Origin of the sequence: Pseudomonas parafulva (genome assembly GCF_000800255.1) — a bacterium.
GTDB classification, from domain to species: domain Bacteria; phylum Pseudomonadota; class Gammaproteobacteria; order Pseudomonadales; family Pseudomonadaceae; genus Aquipseudomonas; species Aquipseudomonas boreofloridensis.
Window position 1 is genome coordinate 804,403 of sequence record NZ_CP009747.1, and the last position, 26,715, is coordinate 831,117.

The 26,715-nt window shown below is 61.6% G+C and carries 23 protein-coding genes, 5 tRNA genes and 1 pseudogene; 19 read left to right on the forward strand and 10 right to left on the reverse strand.

Annotated elements, in window-relative coordinates:
- Window positions 1-46: 46 nt before the first annotated feature.
- Complete coding sequence (locus NJ69_RS03545; protein ID WP_039576261.1) at window positions 47-1,393, reverse strand: class II 3-deoxy-7-phosphoheptulonate synthase; 1,347 nt, start codon at window positions 1,391-1,393, stop codon at window positions 47-49.
- Between the two features lie 115 nt (window positions 1,394-1,508).
- Here NJ69_RS03545 and NJ69_RS03550 point away from each other — a divergent pair, with 115 nt between their 5' ends.
- Window positions 1,509-2,264 carry a spermidine synthase gene (locus NJ69_RS03550; RefSeq protein WP_029612951.1) on the forward strand — a complete coding sequence of 252 codons (756 nt, stop codon included), beginning with the start codon at window positions 1,509-1,511 and terminating at the stop codon, window positions 2,262-2,264.
- A gap of 281 nt (window positions 2,265-2,545) precedes the next feature.
- Window positions 2,546-4,259, forward strand: a pseudogene (locus NJ69_RS03555) (DEAD/DEAH box helicase).
- 73 nt (window positions 4,260-4,332) lie between these two features.
- On the opposite strand, the gene NJ69_RS03560 reads toward NJ69_RS03555, so the two are convergent.
- The gene (locus tag NJ69_RS03560) at window positions 4,333-5,100 is read right to left on the reverse strand and encodes a DODA-type extradiol aromatic ring-opening family dioxygenase (protein WP_039576265.1); all 768 of its coding nucleotides are present in this window, start codon (window positions 5,098-5,100) and stop codon (window positions 4,333-4,335) included.
- Window positions 5,101-5,202: 102 nt separating this feature from the next.
- On the opposite strand from NJ69_RS03560, the gene NJ69_RS03565 reads away from it, so the two are divergent.
- The gene (locus NJ69_RS03565; RefSeq protein ID WP_039576267.1) at window positions 5,203-5,847 is read left to right on the forward strand and encodes a thiopurine S-methyltransferase; all 645 of its coding nucleotides are present in this window, start codon (window positions 5,203-5,205) and stop codon (window positions 5,845-5,847) included.
- Window positions 5,848-5,919: 72 nt separating this feature from the next.
- Here NJ69_RS03565 and htpX read toward each other — a convergent pair whose 3' ends face one another.
- Together htpX and NJ69_RS03575 are read right to left on the reverse strand one after the other, a co-directional pair.
- Window positions 5,920-6,807, reverse strand: coding sequence for a protease HtpX (htpX, locus tag NJ69_RS03570; protein ID WP_029612955.1), 888 nt, complete (start codon window positions 6,805-6,807; stop codon window positions 5,920-5,922).
- A 232-nt stretch (window positions 6,808-7,039) separates the two neighbouring features.
- Window positions 7,040-8,251 (reverse strand): pyridoxal phosphate-dependent aminotransferase, encoded by a 1,212-nt coding sequence (locus NJ69_RS03575; RefSeq protein WP_029612957.1) that lies wholly within the window; start codon window positions 8,249-8,251, stop codon window positions 7,040-7,042.
- Window positions 8,252-8,419: 168 nt separating this feature from the next.
- Here NJ69_RS03575 and msrB point away from each other — a divergent pair, with 168 nt between their 5' ends.
- Both msrB and NJ69_RS03585 read left to right on the forward strand, forming a co-directional pair.
- Window positions 8,420-8,815, forward strand: a complete 396-nt coding sequence (msrB, locus tag NJ69_RS03580) for a peptide-methionine (R)-S-oxide reductase MsrB (protein ID WP_029612960.1) — start codon at window positions 8,420-8,422, stop codon at window positions 8,813-8,815.
- Window positions 8,816-8,828: 13 nt separating this feature from the next.
- The gene (locus NJ69_RS03585) at window positions 8,829-9,317 is read left to right on the forward strand and encodes a glutathione peroxidase (protein WP_039576269.1); all 489 of its coding nucleotides are present in this window, start codon (window positions 8,829-8,831) and stop codon (window positions 9,315-9,317) included.
- Here NJ69_RS03585 and NJ69_RS03590 read toward each other — a convergent pair.
- Window positions 9,307-11,661 carry a hybrid sensor histidine kinase/response regulator gene (locus NJ69_RS03590; protein WP_039576271.1) on the reverse strand — a complete coding sequence of 785 codons (2,355 nt, stop codon included), beginning with the start codon at window positions 11,659-11,661 and terminating at the stop codon, window positions 9,307-9,309. The two genes, NJ69_RS03585 and NJ69_RS03590, sit on opposite strands and share 11 nt — an antisense overlap.
- 102 nt (window positions 11,662-11,763) lie before the next feature.
- On the opposite strand from NJ69_RS03590, the gene NJ69_RS03595 reads away from it, so the two are divergent.
- Both NJ69_RS03595 and NJ69_RS03600 read left to right on the forward strand, forming a co-directional pair.
- Window positions 11,764-12,654, forward strand: a complete 891-nt coding sequence (locus NJ69_RS03595) for an ATP-binding protein (RefSeq protein ID WP_039576273.1) — start codon at window positions 11,764-11,766, stop codon at window positions 12,652-12,654.
- A complete protein-coding gene (locus tag NJ69_RS03600) occupies window positions 12,651-13,133 on the forward strand; it encodes a GAF domain-containing protein (RefSeq protein ID WP_039576275.1) in 483 nt (160 codons plus the stop codon). Before NJ69_RS03595 ends, NJ69_RS03600 begins: the two co-directional genes overlap by 4 nt.
- A 47-nt stretch (window positions 13,134-13,180) precedes the next feature.
- On the opposite strand, the gene NJ69_RS03605 is transcribed toward NJ69_RS03600, so the two are convergent.
- The gene (locus tag NJ69_RS03605) at window positions 13,181-13,948 is read right to left on the reverse strand and encodes a hypothetical protein (RefSeq protein ID WP_029612970.1); all 768 of its coding nucleotides are present in this window, start codon (window positions 13,946-13,948) and stop codon (window positions 13,181-13,183) included.
- A gap of 346 nt (window positions 13,949-14,294) precedes the next feature.
- Between NJ69_RS03605 and NJ69_RS03610 the strand changes: the two genes are divergently transcribed.
- The 5 genes from NJ69_RS03610 (at window position 14,295) to NJ69_RS03630 (ending at window position 14,852) form a co-directional block, all read left to right on the forward strand.
- Window positions 14,295-14,370 (forward strand) — tRNA-Glu (locus NJ69_RS03610).
- A gap of 2 nt (window positions 14,371-14,372) precedes the next feature.
- Window positions 14,373-14,448 (forward strand) — tRNA-Gly (locus NJ69_RS03615).
- Window positions 14,449-14,540: 92 nt separating this feature from the next.
- Window positions 14,541-14,616: transfer RNA gene (locus tag NJ69_RS03620), tRNA-Glu, on the forward strand.
- A gap of 3 nt (window positions 14,617-14,619) precedes the next feature.
- Window positions 14,620-14,695 (forward strand) — tRNA-Gly (locus NJ69_RS03625).
- A gap of 81 nt (window positions 14,696-14,776) precedes the next feature.
- A tRNA-Gly gene (locus tag NJ69_RS03630) sits at window positions 14,777-14,852 on the forward strand.
- Between the two features lie 124 nt (window positions 14,853-14,976).
- Here the strand turns inward: NJ69_RS03630 and NJ69_RS03635 are convergent.
- From NJ69_RS03635 to NJ69_RS03645, 3 genes are all read right to left on the reverse strand, one after another.
- A complete protein-coding gene (locus NJ69_RS03635; protein WP_052191984.1) occupies window positions 14,977-15,810 on the reverse strand; it encodes a ketol-acid reductoisomerase in 834 nt (277 codons plus the stop codon).
- Between the two features lie 173 nt (window positions 15,811-15,983).
- Window positions 15,984-16,394 (reverse strand): PA2817 family protein, encoded by a 411-nt coding sequence (locus NJ69_RS03640; protein WP_039576276.1) that lies wholly within the window; start codon window positions 16,392-16,394, stop codon window positions 15,984-15,986.
- A 126-nt stretch (window positions 16,395-16,520) separates the two neighbouring features.
- Window positions 16,521-18,968: an acyl-CoA dehydrogenase gene (locus NJ69_RS03645; RefSeq protein ID WP_039576277.1), complete on the reverse strand. Its 2,448-nt coding sequence runs from the start codon at window positions 18,966-18,968 to the stop codon at window positions 16,521-16,523.
- Between the two features lie 183 nt (window positions 18,969-19,151).
- Here NJ69_RS03645 and NJ69_RS03650 point away from each other — a divergent pair, with 183 nt between their 5' ends.
- The 3 genes from NJ69_RS03650 to NJ69_RS03660 all read left to right on the forward strand — a co-directional run bounded on the left by NJ69_RS03650 (window position 19,152) and on the right by NJ69_RS03660 (window position 21,630).
- The gene (locus NJ69_RS03650) at window positions 19,152-19,775 is read left to right on the forward strand and encodes a glutathione S-transferase (RefSeq protein ID WP_039576279.1); all 624 of its coding nucleotides are present in this window, start codon (window positions 19,152-19,154) and stop codon (window positions 19,773-19,775) included.
- 146 nt (window positions 19,776-19,921) lie between these two features.
- Entirely contained in the window at window positions 19,922-20,854 is a 933-nt protein-coding gene (locus NJ69_RS03655; protein WP_039576280.1) for an ABC transporter ATP-binding protein, read from the forward strand.
- Entirely contained in the window at window positions 20,851-21,630 is a 780-nt protein-coding gene (locus NJ69_RS03660) for an ABC transporter permease (protein WP_029612976.1), read from the forward strand. The genes NJ69_RS03655 and NJ69_RS03660 overlap by 4 nt, the downstream gene beginning before the upstream one ends.
- Here NJ69_RS03660 and NJ69_RS22270 read toward each other — a convergent pair.
- Window positions 21,514-22,140: a DUF2062 domain-containing protein gene (locus NJ69_RS22270; RefSeq protein ID WP_116887815.1), complete on the reverse strand. Its 627-nt coding sequence runs from the start codon at window positions 22,138-22,140 to the stop codon at window positions 21,514-21,516. The two genes, NJ69_RS03660 and NJ69_RS22270, sit on opposite strands and share 117 nt — an antisense overlap.
- A 143-nt stretch (window positions 22,141-22,283) precedes the next feature.
- Between NJ69_RS22270 and NJ69_RS03665 the strand changes: the two genes are divergently transcribed.
- The 4 genes from NJ69_RS03665 to lpxK all read left to right on the forward strand — a co-directional run bounded on the left by NJ69_RS03665 (window position 22,284) and on the right by lpxK (window position 26,681).
- On the forward strand, window positions 22,284-24,506 hold the full coding sequence (locus NJ69_RS03665; protein ID WP_039576282.1) for a DNA internalization-related competence protein ComEC/Rec2: 2,223 nt from the start codon (window positions 22,284-22,286) through the stop codon (window positions 24,504-24,506).
- Window positions 24,507-24,619: 113 nt separating this feature from the next.
- Window positions 24,620-25,255 carry a MotA/TolQ/ExbB proton channel family protein gene (locus NJ69_RS03670; RefSeq protein ID WP_029612977.1) on the forward strand — a complete coding sequence of 212 codons (636 nt, stop codon included), beginning with the start codon at window positions 24,620-24,622 and terminating at the stop codon, window positions 25,253-25,255.
- On the forward strand, window positions 25,252-25,686 hold the full coding sequence (locus tag NJ69_RS03675) for an ExbD/TolR family protein (RefSeq protein WP_039576284.1): 435 nt from the start codon (window positions 25,252-25,254) through the stop codon (window positions 25,684-25,686). Before NJ69_RS03670 ends, NJ69_RS03675 begins: the two co-directional genes overlap by 4 nt.
- Window positions 25,686-26,681 carry a tetraacyldisaccharide 4'-kinase gene (gene lpxK / locus NJ69_RS03680; protein WP_029612979.1) on the forward strand — a complete coding sequence of 332 codons (996 nt, stop codon included), beginning with the start codon at window positions 25,686-25,688 and terminating at the stop codon, window positions 26,679-26,681. The genes NJ69_RS03675 and lpxK overlap by 1 nt, the downstream gene beginning before the upstream one ends.
- Window positions 26,682-26,715 lie beyond the last annotated feature (34 nt).

Below are 26,715 nucleotides of genomic sequence, written 5' to 3' on the forward strand. Positions count from 1 at the left end.
ACGTCGATCGCGGCTGGCGCCCGGATCGAACCGGTTTGGGCTGTGTTCAGCGACGCACCTGCTTGAGGGTTTCGGCGATCAGGAACGCCAGCTCCAGCGACTGGTCGGCATTGAGCCGCGGGTCGCAGTGGGTGTGGTAGCGGTCCGACAAGCCGTCTTCGGTGATCGGGCGCGCGCCGCCGATGCACTCGGTGACGTTCTGCCCCGTCATCTCGATATGAATGCCGCCGGCGTGGCTGCCCTCGGCCTGGTGCACCTGGAAGAACTGCCGCACCTCGTCGAGGATCTGCGCGAAGTCGCGCGTCTTGTAGCCGCTGCTGGCCTTGATGGTATTGCCGTGCATCGGGTCGGAGCTCCACAGCACCTGGCGCCCCTCGCGCTCGACATGACGAATGAGCGGTGGCAGGTGGTCGCCGACCTTGTTCGCGCCCATGCGCACGATCAGGTTCAAACGACCGGGGTCGTTGTCCGGGTTGAGCACGTCGATCAGGCGGATCAGTTCTTCAGGGTTCATGCTGGGGCCGACTTTGACCCCGATCGGGTTGTGCACCCCGCGCAGGAACTCGACGTGAGCGCCGTCGAGCTGGCGGGTGCGGTCGCCGATCCACAGCATGTGCGCCGAGCAGTCGTAGGCGTCGCCGGTCAGGCTGTCACGGCGCACGAACGCTTCTTCGTAATTGAGCAGCAGCGCCTCATGGGCGGTGAAGAAGCTGGTTTCGCGCAGTTGCGGCGCGCTGTCCAAGCCGCAGGCGCGCATGAAGGCCAGGGTCTCGTCGATGCGGTCGGCGAGTTGATGATACTTCTCGGCCAGCGCCGAGTTGGCGATGAAGTCCAGGTTCCACTTGTGCACTTGGTGCAGGTCGGCGAAGCCGCCCTGGGCGAAGGCGCGCAGCAGGTTGAGGCTGGCTGTGGACTGATGGTAGGCCTGCAGCAGGCGCTCGGGGTCGGGAATGCGACTGGCCGAGTCGAAGCCGATGCCGTTGACGATGTCGCCGCGATAGGCGGGCAGGGTGACCTGGCCCAGGGTTTCGTCGTTGGCCGAGCGCGGTTTGGCGAACTGCCCGGCCATGCGCCCGACCTTCACCACCGGACAGCCGGCGGCGAAAGTCATGACGATCGCCATCTGCAGCAGCACCTTGAAGGTGTCGCGGATCTTCGCGGCGGAGAATTCGGCGAAGCTCTCGGCGCAGTCGCCGCCTTGCAGCAGAAACGCGCGGCCCTGGGTGACCTCGGCGAACTGGCGACGCAGTTCGCGGGCTTCGCCGGCGAACACCAGCGGCGGATAGCTGGCCAGGGTCTGCTCGACCTTGTGCAGGTGTGCGGCATCGGGGTAGATCGGCTGCTGCTGGATCGGCAAGGCGCGCCAGCTGTCGGGGGTCCAGGGTCGGTTCATCATCGGCTCGGTCAGGTCGGTACGGGCATGCTGGCCATGTTAACAGTTGCCCGCCGGCTTGTTGCACTGCAGGCATTGGCGGACAATGCCGGTTTTGCGCGGGCAGGTGGCGGCGATGGCGATGGATCGGGAAGAGCGGCGGCTGGCCCGGGTTGAGGATGCCTACGGGGTCATCAGCGTTTACGAGGTCGAAGACTACCGTTTCCTCGAGTTCGGTGACGCCATCGAGCAAAGCTGCACCTTCACCGCCGATCCGAGTTGGCTGGAGTACGACTACACCCGGGCGATGCTGGTCGGCGCGCTGTGCCACCCACACCCGGAAAGCGCGCTGTTTCTCGGGCTGGGCGCCGGCACCCTGACCCAGGCCTGTCTGAAATTCCTGCCGCTGGAAGACGTCGAAGCCATCGAACTGCGCGCGGATGTGCCGCGTCTGGCCATGGAGTACCTGGGCCTGGACGACGATCCGCGCCTGTACGTGCGCATCGGCGATGCACTTGAACTGCTGCCTACGGCGGAAAAGGCCGACCTGATCTTCGTCGACCTGTATACCGACTACGGGCCGGGCGTTGGCCACCTGGCGTGGGGCTTTCTGGAAAAATGCCAGCAGCAGCTCAATCCGGGGGGCTGGCTGGTGATCAACCAATGGGCCGCCGATGACGGTCGGCCATTGGGGGCGGCGCTGTTGCGCGGCTTGTATCACCGCCATTACTGGGAACTGCCGGTCAAGGAGGGCAACGTGATCCTGCTGGTACCTGCGGACCTCGAGCAGAGCCTGGATCAGGACGCGGTGGGTGACCGCGCGGCAGCGTTGGCGACGCGTCTGGGCTATTCGCTGGAGTATCTGATCAAGGCGATCAGGCCCGCCAGTTGAGCGAAACGGAAACGTTTCAGTCGGCGACGCCCGTGTCGTACCCACTGCGGGTTCCCGTAGAAATTTTTCTCACGGTGCTAAACGAATTCGTATATAGTACGCGCCGGTCTTTTAGCGGACCTCAAAACCAGGCGGTGCAAATCCTCCGAGTCCAGCTTCGGCTGCACGTCCGCTAGGCGGACCTTCCCACGTAATTCTTTTTCAATCGTTTTCGCAAATCCCCGCCGCCAAAGCTGCCTGGGTGACCTTCGGGTCTTTCAAGGCATGTGCAGCTTTGGAGCATGGGTCTTTGCGGATGCACATAGAGGCAGACCCATGACCCAGGAAACCGGCGGATTCGCCGCTCTCGATCTTCATCCGAACATCGTTGCTGCCGTATTGGCCACAGGCTATGAAGAGCCATCGGCCATCCAGCAACAGTCGATCCCGATCATCCTCGCCGGTCACGACATGATCGGCCAGGCGCAGACTGGCACCGGCAAGACCGCTGCCTTCGCCCTGCCGATCCTCAACAAGATCGACGTGAGCAAGCGCGAACCGCAAGCCCTGATCCTGGCGCCAACCCGTGAGTTGGCGCTGCAAGTAGCTACCGCTTTCGAAACCTACGCCAAGCAGATGCCGGGCGTGAATGTCGTGGCCGTGTACGGTGGTGCCCCGATGGGCCCACAGTTGCGCGCCATCCGCAATGGCGCCCAGATCGTGGTCGCCACCCCAGGCCGTCTCTGCGATCACCTGCGCCGTGACGAGAAAGTGCTTTCCACCGTTCAGTACCTGGTACTCGACGAAGCCGACGAGATGCTCAAGCTGGGCTTCATGGACGACCTCGAAGTGATCTTCGACGCGATCCCAGCGACCCGTCAGACCGTGCTGTTCTCCGCGACCCTGCCGTCGTCGATCCGCTCGATCGCCGAGCGTCATCTGCGCGAGCCCAAGCACGTCAAGATCCAGAGCAAGACCCAGACTGTCACCGCCATCGACCAGGCACACCTGATGGTCCATGCCGACCAGAAGATCCCGGCCGTACTGCGTCTGCTGGAAGTCGAGGAATTCGACGCGCTGATCGCCTTCGTGCGTACCAAGCAGGCCACCCTGGATCTGGCTGCTGCGCTGGAAGCCAAGGGTTACAAGGCCGCTGCGCTGAACGGCGACATCGCCCAGAACCAGCGCGAGCGCGTCATCGACTCGCTCAAGGACGGTCGTCTGGACATCGTCGTCGCGACCGACGTCGCTGCCCGTGGTCTGGACGTCCCGCGCATCACCCACGTGTTCAACGTGGACATGCCGTACGATCCTGAATCCTACGTGCACCGTATCGGTCGTACTGGCCGTGCCGGTCGTGAAGGTCGTGCCCTGCTGTTGGTGACCCCGCGTGAGCGTCGCATGCTGCAGGTGATCGAGCGCGTCACTGGGCAGAAGGTCGCCGAAGCCCGTCTGCCTGGCCCGCAAGCCGTGCTGGATGCGCGCATCAAGAAACTGACCGCCAGCCTGGCACCATTGGTGGCCGAGGCCGAAGCGACCCACGGCGAGCTGTTCGATCGCTTGACTGCCGACTTGGGCTGCTCGGCCCGTGCGCTGTCCGCCGCCCTGCTGCGCAAGGCGACCAACGGTCAGTCGCTGGACCTGGCCGCCGTCGAGCGCGAGCAGCCGCTGGTGCCGACCCACACGCCGCGCGAGCGTAGCGGCGAGCGCAGTGACCGTGGCGAGCGCGCTGAGCGCGGCGACCGCGAGCGTCGTGCACCGATGCCACTGGCTGAAGGCCGCGTGCGTTGCCGGACTGCCCTGGGTGCACGTGACGGCATCGCCGCCAAGAACCTGTTGGGTGCGATCCTCAACGAAGGCGGTCTGGCCCGCGACGCCATCGGCCGCATCCAGGTGCGCGACAGCTTCAGTCTGGTCGAGCTGCCTGAGGAGGGTCTGGAGCGTCTGCTGACCAAGCTCAAGGACACCCGCGTAGCCGGCAAGCAGCTCAAGCTGCGTCGCTATCGCGAGGACTGAGTCCCGCGGTCATGAAAAATCCCCAGCTCAGGCTGGGGATTTTTTTGTCCGTGCGATCAAGCGCAAGGTGGTCTCAGTCGAACCGATAGATGTCCATGCCCAGCGCACCCAGCGTGAATCCCTGATGCACGATGCCAAAATGCTGGCCTGCGCCCATGGCGAAGAACAGCGGCAACAAGTGCTCGTCGCTGGGGTGGTTGCGCACCGCAAAGGGGGCCTGCTGGCGATAGTCCTGCAGAGCCGCGGTGTCGCCGTCGACCAGTCGCTGGACGATCCAATCGCGGAAACTGCGCGCCCAGGGTTCGATGACCTCCGGGCCAGCCTGCCAATCCAGTTCGCCCAGGTTGTGGGTGATACTGCCCGACCCCACCAGCAGAACGCCCTGGTCGCGCAAGCCGGCCAACGCCCGGCCAATCTGCACATGCAACGCGGGAGGGCGATGGCTGGGCAGCGAAAGCTGGAGCAGCGGAATGTCGGCTTCTGGGTACATCAAGGACAGCGGTACCCAGGCGCCATGGTCGAACGGCCGGTGGGCGTCGAGGTGCGCAATCAAGCCGGCCTGACCGAGCTGGTCGACGATCTGCCTGGCCAGGTCCGGCGCGCCGGGCGCCGGGTACTGCACCGCGTACAGCGCCGCTGGAAAACCGCGAAAGTCGTGCCAGGTTTCGGGACGAGCGGCGCTGGTAAGCATCAGCTCACGGCTTTCCCAGTGCGCCGATACCACCACGATCGCTTTCGGCCGCGGCAGGCCGGCAGCCAATCCGGCAAGCGCCGGACCGCTGGCACCCGGCTCAAGGGCAAGCATGGGGGAGCCGTGGGAAATGAACAGGCTGGGCAACATGGCGGTGTCCTGGGGCGTTAAGATGCTGCCATCTTCGATCAGGCAAAGATCGATATCCAATATAAGATTTGCGGTAAATCAATCGAAAAAACTGGAGAAATCATGGAGCCGGCGTTTTGGCACAAGCGGTGGGCGGATAACCAGATCGGTTTTCATCAGCCTCAGGTGAATACCTATCTGCAGGACCATTGGCCGACGTTGGCGCCAGGCAGTCGGGTATTCGTACCTTTGTGCGGCAAAAGTCTGGATATGGTCTGGTTGGCGGGGCAGGGCTATCGGGTGCTCGGCGTGGAGCTGTCGCGGCGTGCAGTCGAAGACTTCTTCGCCGAGCAGGGGCTGGCCGCCGAAGTCGAGCGACAGGGAGCGTTCGAAGTATGGCGCAGTGCAGACTTCGAGTTGTGGTGTGGGGACTTCTTCGCACTGCGTGCGTCGGACCTGGCAGACTGCACGGCGGTGTACGACCGAGCCGCGCTGATCGCGTTCCCCCTGAGCATGCGTGAGCGCTATCTGGACCACCTGTCCCGCTGTTTGCCAGATCGCTGCGAAGGCCTGTTGGTGACGCTGGAGTACAATCAATCGCTCATAGAGGGGCCGCCGTTTTCAGTGCCACAAGCGCAGGTGAGGCAAGGGCTCGGCGGATGGCAGGTGACGGAGTTGCAGGCGCCTCAGGTCATCGCCAGCAGCCCCAAATTTCAGGCGGCGGGTGTCACTAGCCTGCTGGAGAGGGTCTACGCTGTGCGGCGCTGAGCGTGCACTTCATTGAAAAATGAAACATGAAAAGGGCGACCGAAGTCGCCCTTTTTTGCACTGCCGATTGACTCAGCCGCGGCGACGCAGCGCGTCGATACGGTCTTCCAGCGGCGGGTGGCTCATCAGCAAGCCCGCCAGGCCTTGCTTCAGGCCGCCGTTGATGCCGAAGGCCTTTAGCGTATCGGGCATATGCACCGGCATGCCCTGCTCCGAGCGCAGGCGTTGCAGTGCCGCGATCATCGCCCCTGTGCCTGCCAGTTGCGCACCGGCTTCGTCCGCGCGGTATTCGCGACGGCGCGAGAACCACATGACGATGATGCTGGCCAGGATGCCCAGGATCAGTTCGGCGACGATGGTGGCGACGTAGTAGGCAATGCCTTGGCCTTCCTCGTTCTTGAACACCACTTTGTCGACGAAGTTGCCGATGATTCGCGCAAAGAACATCACGAAGGTGTTCACCACGCCTTGCACCAGCGCCAGGGTGACCATGTCGCCATTGGCCACGTGACCAATCTCGTGGGCCAGCACCGCACGCACCTCGTCACGCGAGAAACGCTCGAGCAGACCTTGGGATACCGCGACCAAGGCATCGTTGCGGTTCCAGCCAGTGGCGAAGGCGTTGGCCTCGTAGGCGGGGAACACGCCCACCTCGGGCATCTTGATGCCCGCCTCGCGGGACAGCTCCTCGACCGTCTGCAGCAGCCACTGTTCGTGATGGGTGCGCGGCTGGGTAATGATCTGCGTACCCGTGGTCATCTTCGCCATCCACTTGGAGATGAACAGCGAGACCAGCGAGCCGGCGAAACCGAACACGGCGCAGAAGACCAGCAGACGGCTCAGGTCGAGGTCGACGCCGTTGGCGGCCATGAACCCGTTGAAGCCGAACAGGCTGAGGGTAATGCTTGCAACCAGCACCACCGCAAGGTTGGTGGCCACAAACAACAGAATGCGCATCATGGTTGTTACGTTCTCCTGACGGATGAAAATGTCGCTCTACTGCGGGGTATATAAGGGGGCGGCCTGGGCGATTCAACCGGCCGACTATTTCAAACTGTGTACCCGGCAGTATGCCAGAGGCGCAAAGGCGCGCCGGTGGATAGACCGTTGCAGGATGTAAGAATTCATCCGTGGGGGAGGGCGCCTATTCCTGCGGGCACCTTGGATCAAGGTGCCGCAGGCGTCAGAAAGCTTACTGCGAATAGGTGCGCAGGAAGTTGCCGATACGGCCGATGGCCTGTTCGAGATCATCCACCCGTGGCAGGGTGACGACGCGGAAGTGGTCCGGCCATGGCCAGTTGAACGCAGTGCCCTGCACGATCAGCAGTTTTTCCGACAGCAGCAGATCAAGTACGAACTTCTCGTCGTTATGGATCGGGCAGACCTTCGGGTCGATTTTCGGGAAGGCATACAGCGCGCCCATGGGCTTGACGCAGCTCACGCCGGGGATGTCGTTGAGCAGTTCGTAGGTACGGTTGCGCTGTTCGAGCAAGCGGCCCGGCGGCAGTACCAGGTCATTGATGCTCTGGTACCCGCCCAGGGCGGTCTGGATCGCGTGCTGGGCCGGCACGTTGGCGCACAGGCGCATGTTGGCCAGCATGTCGATGCCTTCGATGTAGCTGCGTGCGTTGTGCTTGGGTCCGGAAATGATCAGCCAACCGGAGCGGAAGCCGGCGACGCGGTACGACTTGGACAGGCCGTTGAAGGTCAGGCACAGCAGGTCGGGCGCGAGCGAAGCGGTACTGATGTGCACGGCCTCGTCATAGAGAATCTTGTCGTAGATTTCGTCGGAGAACACCACCAGGTTGTGCTGGCGAGCCAGTTCCAACATACCCAGCAGCAATTCCTTCGAGTACACCGCACCCGTCGGGTTGTTGGGGTTGATGATTACCAGCGCCTTGGTATTGGGGGTGATCTTGGCCTTGATGTCGTCCAGGTCGGGGAACCAGTCGGCCTGCTCGTCGCACAGGTAATGCACTGGCTTGCCGCCAGCCAGGCTGACGGCCGCCGTCCACAGCGGGTAGTCAGGCGCGGGGATCAGCACTTCATCATGGTTGTTGAGCAACGCCTGCATCGACATCACGATCAGTTCCGAGACGCCATTGCCCAGGTAGATATCCTCGATGCCGACACCGTCGATCTGCTTTTGCTGGCAATACTGCATGACCGCTTTACGGGCGCTGAACAGACCTTTGGAGTCGCTATAGCCCTGGGCCGTCGGCAGGTTGCGGATCACATCCTGGAGAATTTCGTCCGGCGCCTCGAAACCAAAAGGTGCCGGGTTGCCGATGTTCAGCTTGAGGATGCGTTGGCCTTCCTCTTCCAGGCGTTTGGCGTGCTTGAGCACCGGGCCGCGAATGTCGTAGCAGACATTGGCGAGCTTGTTCGATTTGCTGAACTGCATGATGTGATCCCGAATGGATAAGTCGCGGGGCGCGGGCGTCTAAAGATTTGAAAAGGACGCGGCGCGGGTGCCAGACTGACCGTCTGCACACAAGCCGACTAATATACGTGCCACCCGCGCCAGGGAAAAGACGGCGCAGGGTGAAATTCAGCCTGCCGAGGTCCAGCCATGCAAAAGATCGACAAAACCCTGGAAGAATGGCGCGAAATGCTCGACCCCGCGCAATACCAGGTGTGCCGCCTCAAAGGCACCGAGCGGCCCTTCACCGGCAAGTACAACAGCGAAAAGCGCGCGGGCACCTACTCGTGCATTTGCTGCGGTCTGCCGCTGTTCGATTCGCAGACCAAGTTCGACTCCGGCTGCGGCTGGCCGAGTTTCTACGCCCCGATCGAAGACAGCGCGATGATCGAGATTCGCGACACCTCCCACGGCATGATTCGCACCGAGGTGACCTGCGCTCAGTGCGATGCGCACCTGGGCCATGTGTTCCCGGACGGTCCGCCGCCGACCGGGCTGCGTTACTGCATCAACTCGGTGTGCCTGGATTTCCAACCGCGAGACTGAACGGAGAGCCCCCATGACCGATGCGCTGCTGGACATTCCCTGCCTCACCCTCGGCGGTGAGCAGAAAACCTTGGGCGACTTTGCCGGTAAAGCGCTGCTGGTGGTCAACACCGCCAGTCAGTGCGGCTTTACCCCGCAGTACAAAGGGTTGGAGAAACTGTGGCAGGCCCACGCCGGTCGCGGCCTGGTGGTGCTGGGCTTTCCTTGCAACCAGTTCGGCAAGCAGGAGCCGGGGGATGCGCACGAGATCGCGCAGTTCTGCGAGTTGAATTTCGGTGTGAGCTTCCCGTTGTTTCGCAAGATCGAGGTCAACGGACCCGGTACCCATCCGCTGTTCGCCGAGCTCAAGCGCCGTGCCCCCGGCGTACTCGGCACCCAGAAGATCAAGTGGAACTTCACCAAGTTTCTGTTCGATCCCTCTACCGGCAACGTCACCCGCTACGCACCCACCACCAAGCCCCAGGCACTGGAGGCCGACATCGAGCGGCTGCTCAGCCGTTGAACGGTACCCAATGGTCGATGAGTGCCAGCAGTTCTTCGCGGCGGAACGGCTTGGCCAGGTAGTCGTCCATGCCCGCTGCGCGACAGCGCTCGCGCTCCTCAGGCATGGCGTTGGCGGTCAGGGCCACGATCGGCAATTGGCTCCAGCGACCGTCCTGACGAATGCGTCTACTGGCTTCGTAACCGTCCATCACTGGCATGTTGCAGTCCATCAGCACCAGGTCGAAGCGGTCGTGTTCGAGCATTTGCAGCGCTTCTGCGCCGTGGGCGGCCACTTGCACTTGGCAGCCGAGTTTTCCCAGCATGCCGATGGCCACCAGCTGGTTCACCGGATTGTCTTCGACCAGCAGGATGTGCGCCCGCCGCTCGGCCAATAGCGCTGTACCTGCCGGCAGTGGGTTACCGTTTTCCCCTTGTAGCGTTCGGCGCAGCAGTTGATAGAGCGTATTGCGTGCCAGCGGGCGTGCGAGTTGATGCAAGGGCGCCAGGCGCAGGGCCTGCTCGGCGGCCAGGAAATTGCCATACGCGGTGATCAGCAGGATCGGTGCGTGTGTTCGCTTGCGCAGGTCAGGTAGTTGCTCGGCATCGTCGCAGATCAACAGGTCCAGGGCAGCATTGTCGAGCTCCTCGGTGTGCTCGCAGCGCCCGTAGTCCAAGCCCCAGTTCGGTAGCAGGCGATCGAGCAGTTCGGCCAGACCGCTGGCGGCATTGGTCAGGGCCACGATCCGTCCATGCAGCGCAGGCGGGGGGACCGCCTCCAGGTGGGCGGGCAAGGGCAGGTCGGCGCTGAAGCGGCTGCCGAATCCGGTCTGCGACTCAATGGTCAGGTGCCCGTGCATGGCCTTGCACAAGTTGCGGGTCAGGGTCAGACCCAGACCGGTACCGCCGTATTGGCGGGTGATACCTGCACCGGCCTGGGTAAAGGGTTGAAAAATGCGCGCCTGAGCATCTTCGGGGATGCCGATGCCGGTGTCCGACACCTCCAGACGAATGCCGCCGACGATGCTCGAGAGGCGCACATCGACCCGCCCGAAGCGCGTGAACTTCAGCGCATTGGCCAATAGATTGCTGACGATCTGCCGCACGCGGGTTGGGTCGCCCAGCACACTCGCCGGAAAATCCGAGGCGATCAGGCAGGTCAGCTCGACGTTGGCCGCGGCATTCTGCGACAGCAGGCTGGCGGTGTCCTCGAGCAAGGTGCCGAGGTCGAATGGAATGCGTTCCAACTCCAGTTGCCCGGCATCGAACTTGGACAGGTCGAGAATATCGTTGAGCAGTTCCACCAGCACCTTGCCCGAATCGTGGGCGATCGACAGTTGCTGACGTTGCTCGCCGCTCAGGCCGCTGTCCATCGCCAGGGAAAGCATGCCGAGCATGCCGTTGAGGGGTGTGCGGATCTCGTGGCTCATGTTGGCCAGAAAGGCCGCGCGTGCCTGGGCCATGTCCAGGGCGCGGCGACGGGCATCCTCCAGTTCCTGATTGGACTGACTCAAGCGGCTGTTGCTGGCTTTGAGTTCGTCGGTACGGGCCGAGACGATGTCTTCCAGTTCGTTCAGGTATTGAGTCAGGCGATTTTCGGCGTTGCGTCGCTGCTGAATCTCGGTGGCCATGCTGATGAATTGTTGGTTGGCGACCTTGACCAGTACGCCGATCTCATCGTGCTCGTGGCCTTTGGGGTAGTCCAGGCGCGCCTGTCCGGGTTGGCGCGGATCGCGGCTGCTCAGCGCGCTGATGACCGTGACCAGCGGCTTGGTCAGCATGACGTAGAACAGCCCCAGCAGGATCACCGTCAGCACCAGGCTGCGGGCAAAACCATTGAGCAAGGTGATGCCGGCGCGCTCGAGGAAACGACTGCCGAAGGCGTAAGTGTCGACGTCCAGGTACAACGTGCCCAGGTAGTCCTTGGGCATGTGCGCCAGATACAGCGGGTCTTTGAATTGGCGCTGCTCGCCGAACAGAAAGTCGCTTAGCGGCCGGTAGCTGTTTTCCTGGCGCAGACGGCTGACATCGGCCAGCACGGTATCGTTGTTGTCGATCAGCCGAGCACGCACGATGGCGGGCGACTGCAGCAGACCCCGAGTCAGTTCCTGAGCCAGTTCGGCGTCGATGTTGTAGGCGATGCGTGATGCCGGGTCGTGGCTTATTTGCAGCAGCGCCTGCACTTCGCGGTTGATGGACGCGTCTTCGCTGGCATAATCGATGCCGATCTGGATGAGACTGAGCAATGTCCCCAGGATGAAGCCGACCAGGACTGTCAACCGGGCTTGCTTGTATGACAGGCGATTGGTGAACTTGATATCCATGCTTCCCGAGCCGGCTCTACGCCCTTTGCGCTGCGCAAGCATAGCCGATCAACCTCGGCTGCTGGCGGGTCTGTCTGTTCATTTCAGTTGATTCCCTGGTGTGCCGTCGTCGGGCATGCCTCACTGAAAATCGTAGGAGCCATCATGGACGCCCGCTTGACCGCATTTCTGGAGCGCGCCGAATCGGTGCTGGCGCGCCTTGAGCCGCTGCTTCCGGCCCAGCGGCCGACTATAGACTGGAGCGAAACGCTGGCCGCCCGTTGGCAGCATGATGGCCGCAGCGGCTATTTGATGCCGTTGCAGGTGAGCCTGGATATGCGCCTGAGCGATCTGATCGGCGTCGATCAGCAGCGCGAGCAATTGGGTCGCAACACGCACCAGTTCATTCAGGGCATGCCTGCCAACCACGCGCTACTGTGGGGTTCGCGTGGCACCGGTAAATCGTCGCTGGTGCGGGCGTTACTGGCCGAGCACGCCGGTCAGGGGCTGCGCCTGATCGAGATCGAACGCGATCATCTGGCCGACCTGCCGCGGGTGGTCGAACAGTTGCAGGGTCTAGACCAGCGTTTCATCCTGTTTTGTGACGACCTGTCGTTCGAGGCGGGCGAGGGTGATTACCGGGTGCTCAAGAGCGTACTGGACGGCTCCCTCGAACAGGCGCCGGACAACGTGCTGCTGTATGCCACGTCTAACCGTCGACATTTAGTGCCGGAGAAGCAGAGCGATAACGAGAACTGGAAAATGGTCGATGGGGAACTTCATCCCAACGAAGCGGTGGAGGACAAGATTGCACTGTCCGACCGCTTCGGCCTGTGGTTGTCGTTCTATCCATTCACCCAGGAACACTTCCTCGATGTGGTCGAGCACTGGATCGGTCAGCTTGCCACGACCGCCGGGCTGACATGGCAGCGCAACGAAGCGCTCGACATCCTCGCCACGCGCTGGGCGACCGGCCGTGGCAACCGTAATGGCCGTTGTGCCTACCAGTTCGCCCGCTATTGGGTCGGACTGCAATTGCTGGAGCAGAATCAATGATCGACCTCAATGCCAGTGGCAAAGGCCTGGATGGCTACGAACTTCTGGCGGCGCAAGTCCAGGCGCTGTTCGCCGACGAGCGCGATTTCATCGCCAATGCCGCGCAGTTCTCGGCGTTTATCTATCACCAAGTGGCAGACCTTAACTGGGCGGGCTTCTACCTCAATCGCGACGAGCAACTGGTGCTCGGCCCGTTCCAAGGGCAGGTGGCCTGCGTGCGCATTCCTTTCGGCAAGGGCGTGTGCGGCGCTGCGGCAGCGACCCGGCAGACCCAGCGGGTCGAGGACGTGCATGCATTCCCCGGCCACATCGCGTGCGATAGCGCGTCCAATAGCGAGCTGGTGATACCGCTGGTGAAAGAGGGCAGGTTGATCGGCGTGCTGGATCTGGACAGCCCGACCTTGGCGCGCTTCAGCGAGGCTGACCAGCGCGGGCTTGAGCACTTGGCCTCGATCTTCCTCAGCTTGAGCGACTGCTGAAAGACAGAAGGGCCGCAGCGCGGCCCTTCTTCAGGTGAATTCGCGGATCAATCGTAGATCACGCGCTTTTTCCAGGTTTCGTCTTCATCGGTCTTGAGGCCTTCGGTCAAGGCGTTCTGTTCGTCCTCGGTCGGCTCCATCTGGTCGAGTACCTGGGCATTGGCCCGCGCCAGTAGCTTCTCCAGGTAGATCAACTGTTCTTCGTACTGCTTGGGCTCAGGTTGCTTGCGCAGATACTGTACGCCGCGCTCGAACGCCAGTCGGGCTTGCCCGGGTTGGCCCTGCTGCAAAGCCTGTTGTCCCAGGTTATTGAAGAACTCGATGTGCAGCAGCACGAGGATGTGGCGGATTTCCTTGACCCAGTACTTGCCTTCATTGGACTGCAGGAAGTTCTCCTGGGTCGCCCGGACGATCTGGTTGTGCAGCGATTCAAGCAGAAACCGCACGTCCTTGGCCTTGACCTCGGTCTGGATCGGGCTAGGCGGATTGTTCACCGGCAGCTTGTCGCCCAAGGCGATCAAGGCTTCCAGTTCGCCGATTCGCGCCTTTATATCGCTATTTTGCTTGTCCAGCGCCAACTGCCGCTGATTGATGTTCAACTCCAGGCGCGTGAGCAGCAGCTTGAGCGCCGGGGTCATCAACTGGCCGGGAAAGGTCTCGGTGATCTCACCGCACCGGCGCAAACGATCGGTGAGCTCGATTTTCAAGCGCGTGCGTTCGAGCTTGGCGTTTTCCACGACATTGTTGAGGTAGCCGATCACGATCAGCAACGCGATACCCGCCACGATGAGCAGGGTGATCAGAAGTGGTGTCACCGTTAACGCCTCATGAAGAAGTTTTGCATCATTGAGTGTAGTGAGTCCGCGGGGGCGCGAACAGTGCAGCCTGGCGGGCAGCGCATTCAAGCGCCCATAGCGTTGTCGGCACGGGCGCATAAAACTACAGTGCTGGCACTTTGCAGCGAGCTTGCCGGGCCGCCGCCAGAAAAGCAACGTCAATCCCCGGGCACCTGTGCGGGCACACTAGGGAATTACGGAAGTCATTGATTTAAATAAATTTCCACAAAGGGGTTGACGGCTTCCGAGTGCATCCCTAGAATGCGCGCCACTTGCAGCGTAAAGCTCTTCGCCAAGCGCCGCAGGCAGTGAAAAGATCTAGCGTGTCCCCTTCGTCTAGTGGCCTAGGACACCGCCCTTTCACGGCGGTAACAGGGGTTCGAGTCCCCTAGGGGACGCCATTGCGGGAATAGCTCAGTTGGTAGAGCACGACCTTGCCAAGGTCGGGGTCGCGAGTTCGAGTCTCGTTTCCCGCTCCAGTTTCACGACGCTGCCGTCTGGCAGGGTTGGAAAAGAAATCCAGGGTCAGCCGTAAGGCTTTACACCTGGTGCGCTGAAAAGCGTTGGGTATGTCCCCTTCGTCTAGTGGCCTAGGACACCGCCCTTTCACGGCGGTAACAGGGGTTCGAGTCCCCTAGGGGACGCCATTTGCGGGAATAGCTCAGTTGGTAGAGCACGACCTTGCCAAGGTCGGGGTCGCGAGTTCGAGTCTCGTTTCCCGCTCCAGTTAATTCTGTGGCGTTCATGACGGTACAGCGGTGTTGAAGGGATCAGGTCACTTCAAGCCTCAAGTGGTTGGTTTACATTGCGGGAATAGCTCAGTTGGTAGAGCACGACCTTGCCAAGGTCGGGGTCGCGAGTTCGAGTCTCGTTTCCCGCTCCATATCTTGATCTTCAACGTTTTCAAATGTTGTTGGATCACAAAAAAAGACGCTTCGGCGTCTTTTTTTGTTTCTGATGCAAAGGCCATTCTTTGCAGGCCCGTCTATTCGATCACGGCCTCAGTGTTACGCCTGTTCGCATTTTCCCGAGGCGTTGTTGGTGATGATGCGGATGTATCGGGCCAGCCCTTGCAAGACTTGGGCGAAGCGATGCGCCATCAATCCACCCTCGGCTGGCCGCAGCCAACTGCTGTTGATCTCCAGCTGAATCGCGGGTACACCCTTGGCATGAGAGAAGCGCGTGATAGTGCGGTTTTTCTGGGCCGCGAAGTAGTTGCTGGACAAGTTGAGGATGCCTTCTTTATGCAGGCTTGCGATCAACTGGTGCAGACGCGTCGAGTCGCCGAATAAAGATTTTCCTTCCAGAGTGCCGAAATCGACCTCGTAAGGCCGAGAGTCGTGGCTGCCGTGAATGTCCAGCACGAGCATTGGCTTAGAGGTGTGAATGAGTTTGGCGAGCGCATCCTTGAACGCATTGTCGTCGTAATAATTGGCGTCGGAGCGGGTGCGGTACTGTGTATAGATCACCGTCGCACAGGTCAAGCTGTTCAGCATTGTAGCTAACGCTGCAGTGCCTGCGCCGTCGGACATGCGATAGCGGCCTTCTCGAAAGGATTCCGTGGCATGTGGGGCGGTGATGATGACTTTGTTATTGCCCGGTATGATGACCACCGGTGATGTGCCTTCTGGCGCGTCGAGGCGGCTCTGGCTGGAAATGCGTTGTTCCAGGTCGATCGCGCTCTGGACCATGCTCGGCTCGACGATCGCTCGCTCTAGTTCCTCCTCGGCAAGCGCGCTTCGAATGTACAGCGCGCTCGCGCCCAAACCCAATATTGACACTGCCAGCGCGACCCAGTGCATCTGTTTCAACGGCGATCCCTTTGCCGAGCGATTAATCATCTATCCATGCTCCTAGTGCGTGCTCACTTAACTAGTCGAGCAAGATAAGGGCATTAGGGGCCGATACACAGGGGGTGAGATTGCCCTATCAGACATCCGGTCTGGCCCAAGAAAAACGCCACTTCAACGAAGTGGCGTTTTGTACATCAAGCACTTAGCTATTGGGCACGAAGCTAATGGCGCTCGCCTTGATCAGGGGCGCTCAACAGTTGCTTCTCCAAATTCCAGTCAAACGGCCCGCCATGCTGCTCGGCCTCATAACGCCGCTCTTCCAGGGTCTGATAAAGATCCAGTTCGTCATCCGGCATGTAGTGAAGGCAGTCGCCAGCGAAGAACCAGAGCAGATCACGCGGCACCAGGTGTGCGATCTGCGGGTAGCGGGTGATGACTTGGCAGATGATGTCCTGGCCCAGGTATTGGCTTTCCAGCGGATCCTGCGGCAGTAGGCTCAACAGTTCGTCGAAGCGTTCCAGGAACAGCAGATGGCTTTCTTCCGGTACCTGCTCGGCTTCGCCCAGGGCCACCAGGATGGTGCGCAGATGTCGAAGCAGTTGCAGGTGATACTCCAGGTGGGAATTGGCCATGGGGCTGTCCTCGGTATTGAAACGGGGGGGCGGAGTATACGCAGGTTTTATTCGCGGGGGCAGGGTGGGAGATTGGCGTCGATCACCGACCGGCAGGGCGGTCGGCAATCGAGTCAGAGATTTACTTCAGCGAATCTTGCCTTCAGTGGGTAAGAGCTGCTCTTTGTCGAACGCATCCACATCGATCACGACACGGCGTGCAGCCTCCGCCGCTCGCAGCCGCTCGGCCTCGGCGGTCTGCAGCACACCTGATTGCACTGCCGCATCGATCAAGGACTGGCCGGGCGCAGGGTGCAACTTGCCTTCCTTGAGCGCTTGGTGAACAGCCTTTTGCAGCGGCTCGGTGTCGTCCAGTAGATCGCAAGCCTGTTGCAGCGCTGCTACCGGATCGCCATCCGCCTGAGGGCGGAAGCACCCTGCGAGCAGTTCTTCCAGAGCGGGGTCACCTTTGTGCCGGCCGATCAGTGCAGCCACTTCAGCGTCCAGTTCATCGCTGGGGCCGGTATGCCGCCGACCGAAGGGGAACACCAGTACCCGCAGTGCGCCGCCGACGAAGCGATTGGGGAAGTTGTCGAGCAATCGATCCAGGGCCGTTTCTGCCTGTCCCAGACTCTCTTCCAGCGCCCAGCGCAGCAAAGGCTGCATGTACTCGGGCGCGCCGAGATCATGGTAGCGCTTGAGTGCGGCGGACGAGAGGTACAGGTAACTCAGCACGTCGCCCAGTCGTGCACTGAGGCGCTCGCGACGCTTCAAGGCGCCGCCCAGGAGCATCATCGACAGGTCTGCCAGCAGCGCGAAGGCCGCTGCCTGCCGGTTCAGTGCACGGAAGTAGCCCTGGCTGAGTACATCGCCCGGCACCTTGTCGAAGTGTCCGAGACCTAACCCCAATACAAAAGTACTCGCCGCATTGCGGGTGGCGAACATGATGTGCTTCATCAGCAAATCATCGAACTCTTTCAGTGCCTGATCGCGGTCCTCACGGCCTGCCAGGGCCATCTCCTTGAGGACGAACGGATGGCAACGGATCGCTCCTTGGCCGAAGATCATCAGGTTGCGCGAGAGGATGTTCGCCCCCTCGACCGTGATGAAAATCGGCGCGCCTTGCCAGTTGCGGCCCAGGTAGTTGTTGGGGCCCATGATGATGCCCTTGCCGCCATGCACGTCCATGGCGTGCTGGATGCACGCTCGACCGCGCTCGGTGAGGTGATACTTGAGAATCGCCGACAGGACAGAGGGTTTTTCACCGAGGTCTACCGCCTTGGCGGTGAGCAGGCGCGCACTGTCCATCAGCCAGGCATTGCCGCCAATCTGCGCGAGCGATTCCTGGATGCCCTCGAATGCGGCCAGCGGCACATTGAACTGCTCGCGAATGCGCGCGTATTGTCCGGTCACCAGGCTGGTGTACTTTGCGGCGCCGGTGCCGACGGCGGGCAGCGAGATGGAGCGACCCACGGACAGGCAGTTCATCAGCATCATCCAGCCCTTGCCGAGCATGTCCTGGCCACCGATGAGGAAGTCCAGTGGCACGAACACGTCCGTTCCGCTGTTTGGACCGTTCATGAAGGCTGCGCCCAGGGGCAGGTGGCGCTGGCCGATCTGTACGCCGGGGGTGTCCGTGGGGATTAGCGCCAGGCTGATGCCCAGTGATTCTTCCTCGCCGAGCAGATGGTCGGGGTCGTAAGCCTTGAACGCCAGGCCCAGGAGCGTGGCGACTGGGCCGAGGGTGATGTAGCGTTTCTCCCAATTCAAGCGCAAACCGATGACTTCTTCGCCGTTCCATTGGCCCTTGCAGACGATACCGGTGTCGGGCATCGCGCCGGCATCTGACCCGGCCAGCGGTCCCGTGAGGGCGAAACAAGGGATCTCATCGCCCCGCGCCAGGCGCGGCAGATAATGGTTGCGTTGCTCATCGGTGCCGTAATGCAGGAGCAATTCGGCGGGGCCGAGCGAGTTGGGTACCATCACCGTTGAGGCCAGGTCGCCGCTGCGGGTAGCCAGTTTCATCGCCACCTGCGAGTGAGCGTAGGCCGAAAAGCCTTTGCCGCCGTATTCCTTGGGAATGATCAGGGCGAAGAAGCCGTGCGTTTTGATGTGCTCCCAGGCAGCCGGTGGAAGATCCAGGTCCTGGCCGATCTGCCAGTCGCTGACCAGTGCACAAAGTTCCTCGGTCGGCCCGTCAATGAAGGCCTGTTCCTCGGCGGTGAGTTGGGGAGCAGGGTAGTCGAGGAGGGTATTCCAGTCTGGCTGGCCGCTGAACAGCTGGCCGTCCCACCAGACCGTGCCTGCGTCGATCGCTTCGCGTTCAGTCTGCGACATGGGTGGCAACGTGCGCTGGAACCAGTTGAACACCGGGGCGGTGAACACCCGGCGCCGCCACTCGGGCAGTACCAACAAGGCAACCTTGGCCGCCAGCACCAGCCAGATCAGCGTCAACAACCACCCTGGGGCATCGGCGAAGACGCCCATCAGCAGTACATAGACGGCGATGGCACCGATGATGTGCAGGGGCGCCAGACGCCGATGAGTGAGATACGCGGCGCCGATCACCAGCACCACCAACCACAACAGCAACATAGACCTTCCTCCTTGGAAGCTAGGGCTCGAGGTATCCCCGCAAGCATAGACGCGCTGCGCAGGAAGACTCGCTCTGAACAGTGACAGGGTATGGCTACAGGAGTTTCAGAGGAGCCCGCTGCCGGTACAGAGGTCAGGCACAAGGAGTAAACTGGTCGGCTCTGCCTTCCTGAGGACGTGGTGATGATCAAGATATGGGGTCGCAAGAATTCCAGCAACGTGCGCAAGGTGTTGTGGGTCGCGCACGAACTGGGCCTGTCGTTCGATTTGATCGACGCTGGCGGCGCGTTTGGCATGGTCGACGAACCCTACTATCGCCAGCGTAACCCTAACGGCCTGGTGCCAATGCTCGAAGACGATGAACTGATACTGTGGGAGTCCAACGCCATCGTGCGTTATCTCTGTGCTGAATATGGCAGCAAGCAGGGTTGGTACTTGGATCAGCCGCGTCAACGCGCTCAGGCAGACAAATGGATGGATTGGACGACTTCATCCCTCGCTGCGCCATTCAGACCTCTGTTCTGGGGGTTGCTACGCACCCCCGAAGAGCAACGCGACTGGGTCGCCATCAACGCGGCGCACAAGCACTGCGCACAGTTGCTGTCCATTGCTGACCAGGCTCTGGCGACGCAACCCTATTTGACCGGTGAGCACATTGGTATGGGCGATGTTCCCTTGGGCAGTTTCGCCTACGCCTGGTTCGAGTTGCCCATCGAACGTCCAGAGATGCCTCACCTTGAGGCCTGGTACGAACGGTTGAAAGTGCGGCCGTCTTACCAGACAGCTGTTATGACGGCCTTGACCTGATCGAACACTCCAAGTGCTTCGATAGTCACTATCGATACGCATGACTGTACTTGTGCGGTCAGGCCTTGCACCATGGCCGCACCCTCTACTGCGCTGGCGCTTCAAGTCGGCGTGTTCCGAACCCTTTTTTCGGTACGTGATCTGCTATGAGTTCTGCTCTGTCCATCCGACAGTTGACCAAGACCTACGGCAACGGCTTCCAGGCCCTCAAGGGCATCGATCTGGAAGTTGCCGAAGGCGACTTCTTCGCCTTGCTCGGCCCCAACGGTGCCGGAAAATCCACTACGATCGGCATTCTCTCGACGCTGGTTAACAAGACCAGCGGCATAGTGAATGTCTTCGGCCACGATCTGGACCGCCAGCCTGCCGCGCTCAAGCGCAGCATCGGTGTTGTGCCTCAGGAGTTCAACTTCAACCAGTTCGAGAAGACCTTCGACATTGTCGTGACCCAGGCCGGTTACTACGGCATCCCGCCGAAGCTGGCCAAGGAGCGGGCCGAGCAGTACCTCACTCAGTTGGGGCTGTGGGACAAGCGTGATGTGCAGTCGCGTTCGCTGTCCGGCGGCATGAAGCGCCGGCTGATGATCGCCCGTGCATTGATCCACGAGCCGCGCCTGTTGATCCTCGACGAGCCCACGGCGGGTGTGGATATCGAGTTGCGCCGCTCGATGTGGAGCTTCCTCACCGAACTGAACCAGAAAGGCATCACCATCATCCTCACCACGCATTATTTGGAGGAGGCTGAGCAGTTGTGCCGCAACATCGGCATCATCGACCACGGCACCATCGTCGAGAACACCAGCATGCGCCAGTTGCTGGGCAAGCTGCACGTCGAAACCTTCGTGCTCGACCTGCGTCAGGATCTGATCGCCGCTCCGGTCCTGCAAGGTTACCCGTGCCGGCTGATCACGCCACACACGCTGGAAGTGCAGGTGGACAAGGACATTGGTATCACTGCGCTTTTCGGTCAGTTGGCGTTGCAGCGCATCGAAGTGCAAAGCTTGCGTAACAAGACCAATCGTCTCGAGGAGTTGTTCGTGTCCCTGGTTGAAAAAAACCTCTCGAAGGTGGCGGTATGAGCATCGAATTGCGGACCAATTGGGTCGCCCTCAACACCATCGTCTACCGTGAAGTACGTCGTTTCCTGCGCATCTGGCCGCAAACACTGCTGCCGCCAGCCATCACCATGGTCTTGTACTTCGTCATCTTCGGAAACCTGATCGGCCGGCAGATCGGCGACATGGGCGGCTTCACCTACATGGAGTACATCGTGCCGGGGCTGATCATGATGTCGGTGATCACCAACTCTTATGGCAACGTGGTGTCGAGCTTCTTCGGCAGTAAGTTTCAACGCTCCATCGAAGAGCTGATGGTCTCGCCGGTGTCGCCGCATACCATCCTGGTGGGCTATGTGCTGGGTGGCGTGTTGCGTGGTCTGGCAGTGGGCGTGATCGTGACGATCCTGTCGATGTTCTTCACCCATCTGCAGGTTCACCATCTGGGCGTGACGGTTGTGGTGGTGCTGTTCACCGCGACGATCTTTTCGCTGCTGGGCTTCGTCAACGCGGTTTTTGCACGGAATTTCGACGACATTTCGATCATCCCGACCTTTGTGCTGACACCGCTGACCTACCTGGGCGGGGTGTTCTATTCGATCAACCTGTTGCCGCCGTTCTGGCAGACCGTGTCGCTGGCCAACCCGGTGTTGCACATGGTCAACTCGTTCCGCTACGGCATTCTAGGGGTGTCGGATATCAGCATTGGCACCGCGATCACCTTCATGGTGGTGGCCACTGCACTGCTCTACGCACTGTGCATCCGACTCCTGGTCAGTGGGCGTGGCATGCGGGCGTGAGCTTCTGAGCTTGCGCCGACGCCACTGGCGACCGACCCACCAGCGCCAGTAGAACAGTGTGCTGAAGTAGGCGGCGATGCCCAGAAGTACGCCGCATACCACCGACCCCAGCAGGAAGGGCTGCCATACGGTGGAGAGCTGGTCGGTGATCCACTGAAAAGTCAGCTCGTCTGGCAGCGTGCGCGGTGGCACTTGCATCAGCCAGGCCCCGGTCATGTAAGTGACGAAGAACACCGGTGGCATGGTCAGCGGGTTGGTCAGCCACACCAAGCTCACGGCAATGGGCAGGTTGCCCCGTACGGGAATGGCCAAGGCTGCAGCCAGCAGCATTTGCATGGGAATGGGGATCAGCGCCGCGAACAGTCCGACACCCATGGCACGAGCCACCGAATGGCGGTTCAGGTGCCAGAGGTTGGGGTCATGAAGTAATCGGCCGAAGAAGCGTAAGGATTTGTGTTCCCTGATGCTGGTCGGATCCGGCATGTAGCGTTTGAATAATCGGCGCGGCATGTAGGCCCCCGGGGCTGGAGTAGGGCGAGTATGCCGCGATTTCACCGCAATCTCGTTCAGAGTTTGTGACAATTATTGAGTGAGCTCTGAGGGCATTGGCGCCTAGGCTGCAGGGGCGTTGATGCTTGCGGAGCTCTATTTCTATGCGCACAGGGATGTTTGCGCTGGTGCTCGGGTTGTTGAGCCTGGGTTTGTGGCCTGCCTTGCCATCGGTCGGGTGGCTTTTCCTTCTGTCGTTGTTGGCGCTGTTGTGCCTGCGCAGCCGCGCCTGGCCGCTGGGCTGGCTGTTGCTGGGCGTGTGTTGGGCCTGCTGGTCGGCGCAGCAGGCTCTGGACGATCGCCTGGCCAGCGGTCTGGATGGCCGCACCTTGTGGTTGGAGGGCAGGGTGGTGGGGCTTCCGGCGTACTCCGGCGGCACTGTGCGCTTCGACCTTGAGGATGCGCAGTCGCGGCGTGGTGCGCTGCCTCGGCACGTCCAGTTGAGTTGGTTCGGCGGCCCGACGATCAGGGCGGGTGAACGCTGGCGACTGGCGGTGACACTCAGGCAGCCGAGCGGTCTGCTCAACCCCCATGGTGCGGATCGCGAAGCGATGTTTCTGGCTCGTCGCATTGGTGCCACCGGAACAGTCAAGGCCGGCGAGAGACTGGAGCCGGTCCGAGGCGGATGGCGGGATCGCTTGCGTCAGCGGCTGCTGGCAGTGGATGCGCACGGACGTGAATCGGTGCTGGCGGCTTTGCTGCTGGGGGATGGCTCGGGCCTGACGCGCACGGACTGGCAAACCTTGCAGGCCACTGGCACCGTGCATTTGCTGGTTATTTCCGGACAACACATCGGTCTGCTGGCAGGGCTGATTTACGGCGTCATTGCCGGCTTGGCTCGTCTAGGCGTGTGGCCTGGGCGCTGGCCGTGGCTACCTTGGGCGTGTGGTCTGGCGATGGCTTCGGCGTTGGGCTACGGGGCGCTGGCTGGATTCCAAGTGCCCGTGCAGCGTGCCTGCCTGATGCTGGCTACGGTGCTGCTCTGGCGTCTGCGCTTTCGCCACTTGGGCGCCTTCTTTCCGCTATTGCTGGCGCTGACCGGTGTGCTGCTGCTCGAGCCACTGGCAAGCCTGCTGCCAGGTTTCTGGTTGTCCTTCACTGCCGTGGCCACCTTGATCTACTGTTTCAGTGGGCGTCTGGGCCGCTGGCGTCCTTGGCAAGCCTGGAGTCGCGCGCAATGGGTGATCGCGATCGGTTTGCTGCCTGCATTGCTGGCGCTGGGCCTGCCGATCAGCCTCAGCGCACCGTTGGTCAATCTGCTGGCCGTGCCCTGGATCAGCCTGGCTGTTTTACCTCTGGCGTTGCTCGGCACGGCCTTGTTACCGCTGACGGGCGTCGGCGAGAGTTTGTTATGGGCGGCCGGCGGGTTGATCGACATCATGTTCCGCACGCTCGGCCTGTTGGCCGAATGGCAACCGGCGTGGCTGCCTCGTCCCTTGCCGCTGTGGCGTTGGAGCCTGGTGTGTGCCGGTGCGCTGCTGCTGCTGTCACCGCGCGGCGCGCCGCTCAAGGGTCTGGGGGCGGTGATGCTCCTGGCGCTATGGACGCCCCGCGATCACATCCCGCATGGACAGGCAGAGATCTGGCAGTTGGACGTCGGCCAAGGCCTGGCGGTACTGCTGCGTACGCGGCATCACAGCCTGCTCTACGACGCCGGGCCAGCCACCCGTTTCAGCGATCTTGGGGAAAGCGTGGTACTGCCAACGTTGCGCAAGCTCGGTGTCGATCAGCTCAATGTGATGTTGATCAGTCATGCCCATGCCGACCACGCGGGCGGTGCTGCGGCGGTGTATCGAGGACTGCCGATCGCGCGCGTGCTGGCAGGCGAGCCGCTGGCGCTGCCAGCCTCGCTGCAGGCGCAAGCGTGCGCCAGCGGCGAGCGCTGGGAATGGGACGGCGTGCATTTCTCGCTGTGGCACTGGCCGCAGGGCAAGAGCAGCAACGACCGCTCCTGTGTATTGATGGTCGAGGCTCAGGGCGAGCGCTTACTGCTCGCTGGCGATATGGAGACGGCCGCCGAGCGCGTCTGGCTGAAAGAAAACGTATCGCCACGCATCGACTGGCTGCAGTCACCGCATCACGGCAGCCGCAGTTCCTCCACCGAGCCGTTCATGCGCGCAACGGCGCCACGTGGCGTATTGATTTCCCGAGGGCGACACAACATGTTCGGTCACCCTCATCCCCAAGTGATCGAACGCTATCGACGGCATGGTCTGACCGTGCATGATACGGCTCTGCATGGCGCGTTGCGCCTGTCGCTGGGTGCCCATGGCGACGTCGAGGGGCTTGGTCTGCAGAGGCGTTTCTGGCGCGGGCCACCGTCCTGAACCTGCCTTAACGGCACTGGCTCAATCAACCTGAGGAAGCCCTGACCTCCGGCAGATGAGCGTCTGGCGCGCCTATGGTAGAGTGGCGACCATTTTCAGGGGGAATGCTTACTGTGTGGGAACTGGTCAAGTCTGGCGGCTGGATGATGCTGCCGATCATTCTGAGCTCCGTCGCTGCCATGGCGATCGTGGTCGAGCGCCTGTGGACCCTGCGTGCCAGCCGCGTCGCGCCCTCCCATTTGCTGGGGCAGGTATGGATGTGGATCAAGGACAAGCAGTTGACCAGCGACAAGCTCAAGGCGCTGCGTGCCGATTCTCCACTGGGCGAGATTCTTGCGGCAGGTCTGGCCAACTCCCGCCATGGCCGAGAGATCATGAAGGAATGCATCGAAGAGGCCGCTTCCCGAGTCATCCATGAGCTCGAGCGCTATATCAGCACGCTCGGCACCATCGCCGCCATGGCGCCTCTGCTCGGTCTGCTTGGCACAGTGCTGGGCATGATCGACATCTTCAGCGCCTTCATGGGCTCGCAGATGACTGCCAATGCCGCCGTGCTCGCTGGGGGTATTTCCAAAGCCTTGGTGACCACCGCAGCCGGTCTGATGGTGGGCATCCCCGCGGTGTTCTTCCATCGTTTCCTGTTGCGCCGCATCGATGAGCTGGTCGTTGGGATGGAGCAGGAAGCGATCAAACTGGTCGAAGTGCTGCAAGGCGACCGCGAGGTCGAGGTGGCCGGAGGCGATGCGTGAAGTTTCGGCGTAATCGACAGCGCGAAAACGTCGACATCAACCTGGCGTCGCTGATCGATGTGGTGTTCGTCCTGCTGCTGTTCTTCGTAGTCACCACTACCTTCACCCGCGAGACGCAATTGCGCGTGGAACTGCCCGAAGCTGCCAACGGCGCGCCGGCGGTTGCCGATGACGCCAAACTGGTTGAGGTGACCATCAGCGCCGATGGGGTGTATTCAGTGAACAACCATCTGCTGCCCAAGAGCGATCTGGGCACTTTGACCGAGGCGCTCGAGCGCGAATCCGGCGGGGACAACACCCTGCCACTGGCCATCAGCGCGGATGGCAAGACCCCGCACCAGGCCGTGATCACGGCGATGGACGCTGCCGGCAAGCTCGGCTTCAGCCATCTGCGCATGACCACCGTCGAGGCGGCCCAGGGGACACCCTGATGAGCATCGCCGATCGTTTGCTTGCCGCCTGGTACGAAGGGCATCCGGCGTTGGCGCTGCTGCGCCCGCTCGAAGCGCTGTACCGGTGTGTCGTCACCCGCAAGCGTGTGCGCTTTCTGCAAGGGCAAAGCCCCAGCTACCGTGCACCGGTGCCAGTGATCGTGGTCGGTAACATCACCGTCGGCGGTACCGGCAAGACGCCTATGATCCTGTGGCTGATCGAGCATTGTCGGCGCCAGGGGCTCAAGGTCGGTGTGGTCAGTCGAGGCTATGGCGCCACGCCGCCCAGCTTGCCGTGGCAGGTCACGCCCGATCAACACGCCTCGCAGGCCGGAGACGAACCGCTGCTGATCGTGCAGCGCACAGGCGTGCCGCTGATGATCGACCCGGACCGTTCGCGCGCTGTGCAGGCGCTGCTGGCCTGCGAGCCATTGGACGTGGTGCTCTGCGATGATGGCATGCAGCACTACCGGCTGGCGCGTGACCTGGAACTGGTGCTGATCGATGCAGCACGCGGCTTGGGCAATGGTCGTTGCCTGCCGGCCGGCCCCTTGCGTGAGCCTGTTGAGCGTCTGGCGCAGGTCGATGCGGTGCTGCACAACGGTGCTTCGTCCGATCCCGAAGGTGGTTTCGCCTTCGCCTTGCGCCCCAGTGCCCTGGTCAATCTGCGCACTGGTGAGCGGCGCGCGCTCGATTACTTCCCTCCCGGGCAAGCTGTCCATGCCGTGGCCGGCATCGGTAATCCCCAACGTTTCTTCAATACGCTGCTGGGACTAGACTGGCAGCCCGTACCTCATCCGTTTGCCGATCATGCTCAGTTCAGCGCGCAGAACCTCAGGTTCACACCCGCGTTGCCGTTGGTCATGACAGAAAAGGATGCGGTGAAATGTCGAGATTTCGCAAGTGACGACTGGTGGTATCTGGCTGTCGATGCCGAACCTTCTTGCGCGTTCGTCGCTTGGTTCGATCGGCAACTCGACCGCCTGTTGCCTTGACCCCTTTCATTCTTTCGGCCTCCGGCCTCTAGGA

Coding starts and splice junctions, on each gene's coding strand:
- NJ69_RS03655 (WP_039576280.1), top strand. CDS start 19,922: ATGAGTTCTGCTCTGTCCATCCGACAGTTGACCAAGACCTACGGCAAC.
- NJ69_RS03595 (WP_039576273.1), top strand. CDS start 11,764: ATGGACGCCCGCTTGACCGCATTTCTGGAGCGCGCCGAATCGGTGCTG.
- NJ69_RS03550 (WP_029612951.1), top strand. CDS start 1,509: ATGGCGATGGATCGGGAAGAGCGGCGGCTGGCCCGGGTTGAGGATGCC.
- msrB (WP_029612960.1), top strand. CDS start 8,420: ATGCAAAAGATCGACAAAACCCTGGAAGAATGGCGCGAAATGCTCGAC.
- NJ69_RS22270 (WP_116887815.1), bottom strand. CDS start 22,140: ATGCCGCGCCGATTATTCAAACGCTACATGCCGGATCCGACCAGCATC.
- NJ69_RS03640 (WP_039576276.1), bottom strand. CDS start 16,394: ATGGCCAATTCCCACCTGGAGTATCACCTGCAACTGCTTCGACATCTG.
- NJ69_RS03635 (WP_052191984.1), bottom strand. CDS start 15,810: ATGATTAATCGCTCGGCAAAGGGATCGCCGTTGAAACAGATGCACTGG.
- NJ69_RS03660 (WP_029612976.1), top strand. CDS start 20,851: ATGAGCATCGAATTGCGGACCAATTGGGTCGCCCTCAACACCATCGTC.
- NJ69_RS03565 (WP_039576267.1), top strand. CDS start 5,203: ATGGAGCCGGCGTTTTGGCACAAGCGGTGGGCGGATAACCAGATCGGT.
- NJ69_RS03590 (WP_039576271.1), bottom strand. CDS start 11,661: ATGCTTGCGCAGCGCAAAGGGCGTAGAGCCGGCTCGGGAAGCATGGAT.
- NJ69_RS03665 (WP_039576282.1), top strand. CDS start 22,284: ATGCGCACAGGGATGTTTGCGCTGGTGCTCGGGTTGTTGAGCCTGGGT.
- htpX (WP_029612955.1), bottom strand. CDS start 6,807: ATGATGCGCATTCTGTTGTTTGTGGCCACCAACCTTGCGGTGGTGCTG.
- NJ69_RS03585 (WP_039576269.1), top strand. CDS start 8,829: ATGACCGATGCGCTGCTGGACATTCCCTGCCTCACCCTCGGCGGTGAG.
- lpxK (WP_029612979.1), top strand. CDS start 25,686: ATGAGCATCGCCGATCGTTTGCTTGCCGCCTGGTACGAAGGGCATCCG.
- NJ69_RS03645 (WP_039576277.1), bottom strand. CDS start 18,968: ATGTTGCTGTTGTGGTTGGTGGTGCTGGTGATCGGCGCCGCGTATCTC.
- NJ69_RS03560 (WP_039576265.1), bottom strand. CDS start 5,100: ATGTTGCCCAGCCTGTTCATTTCCCACGGCTCCCCCATGCTTGCCCTT.
- NJ69_RS03545 (WP_039576261.1), bottom strand. CDS start 1,393: ATGAACCGACCCTGGACCCCCGACAGCTGGCGCGCCTTGCCGATCCAG.
- NJ69_RS03650 (WP_039576279.1), top strand. CDS start 19,152: ATGATCAAGATATGGGGTCGCAAGAATTCCAGCAACGTGCGCAAGGTG.
- NJ69_RS03575 (WP_029612957.1), bottom strand. CDS start 8,251: ATGCAGTTCAGCAAATCGAACAAGCTCGCCAATGTCTGCTACGACATT.
- NJ69_RS03600 (WP_039576275.1), top strand. CDS start 12,651: ATGATCGACCTCAATGCCAGTGGCAAAGGCCTGGATGGCTACGAACTT.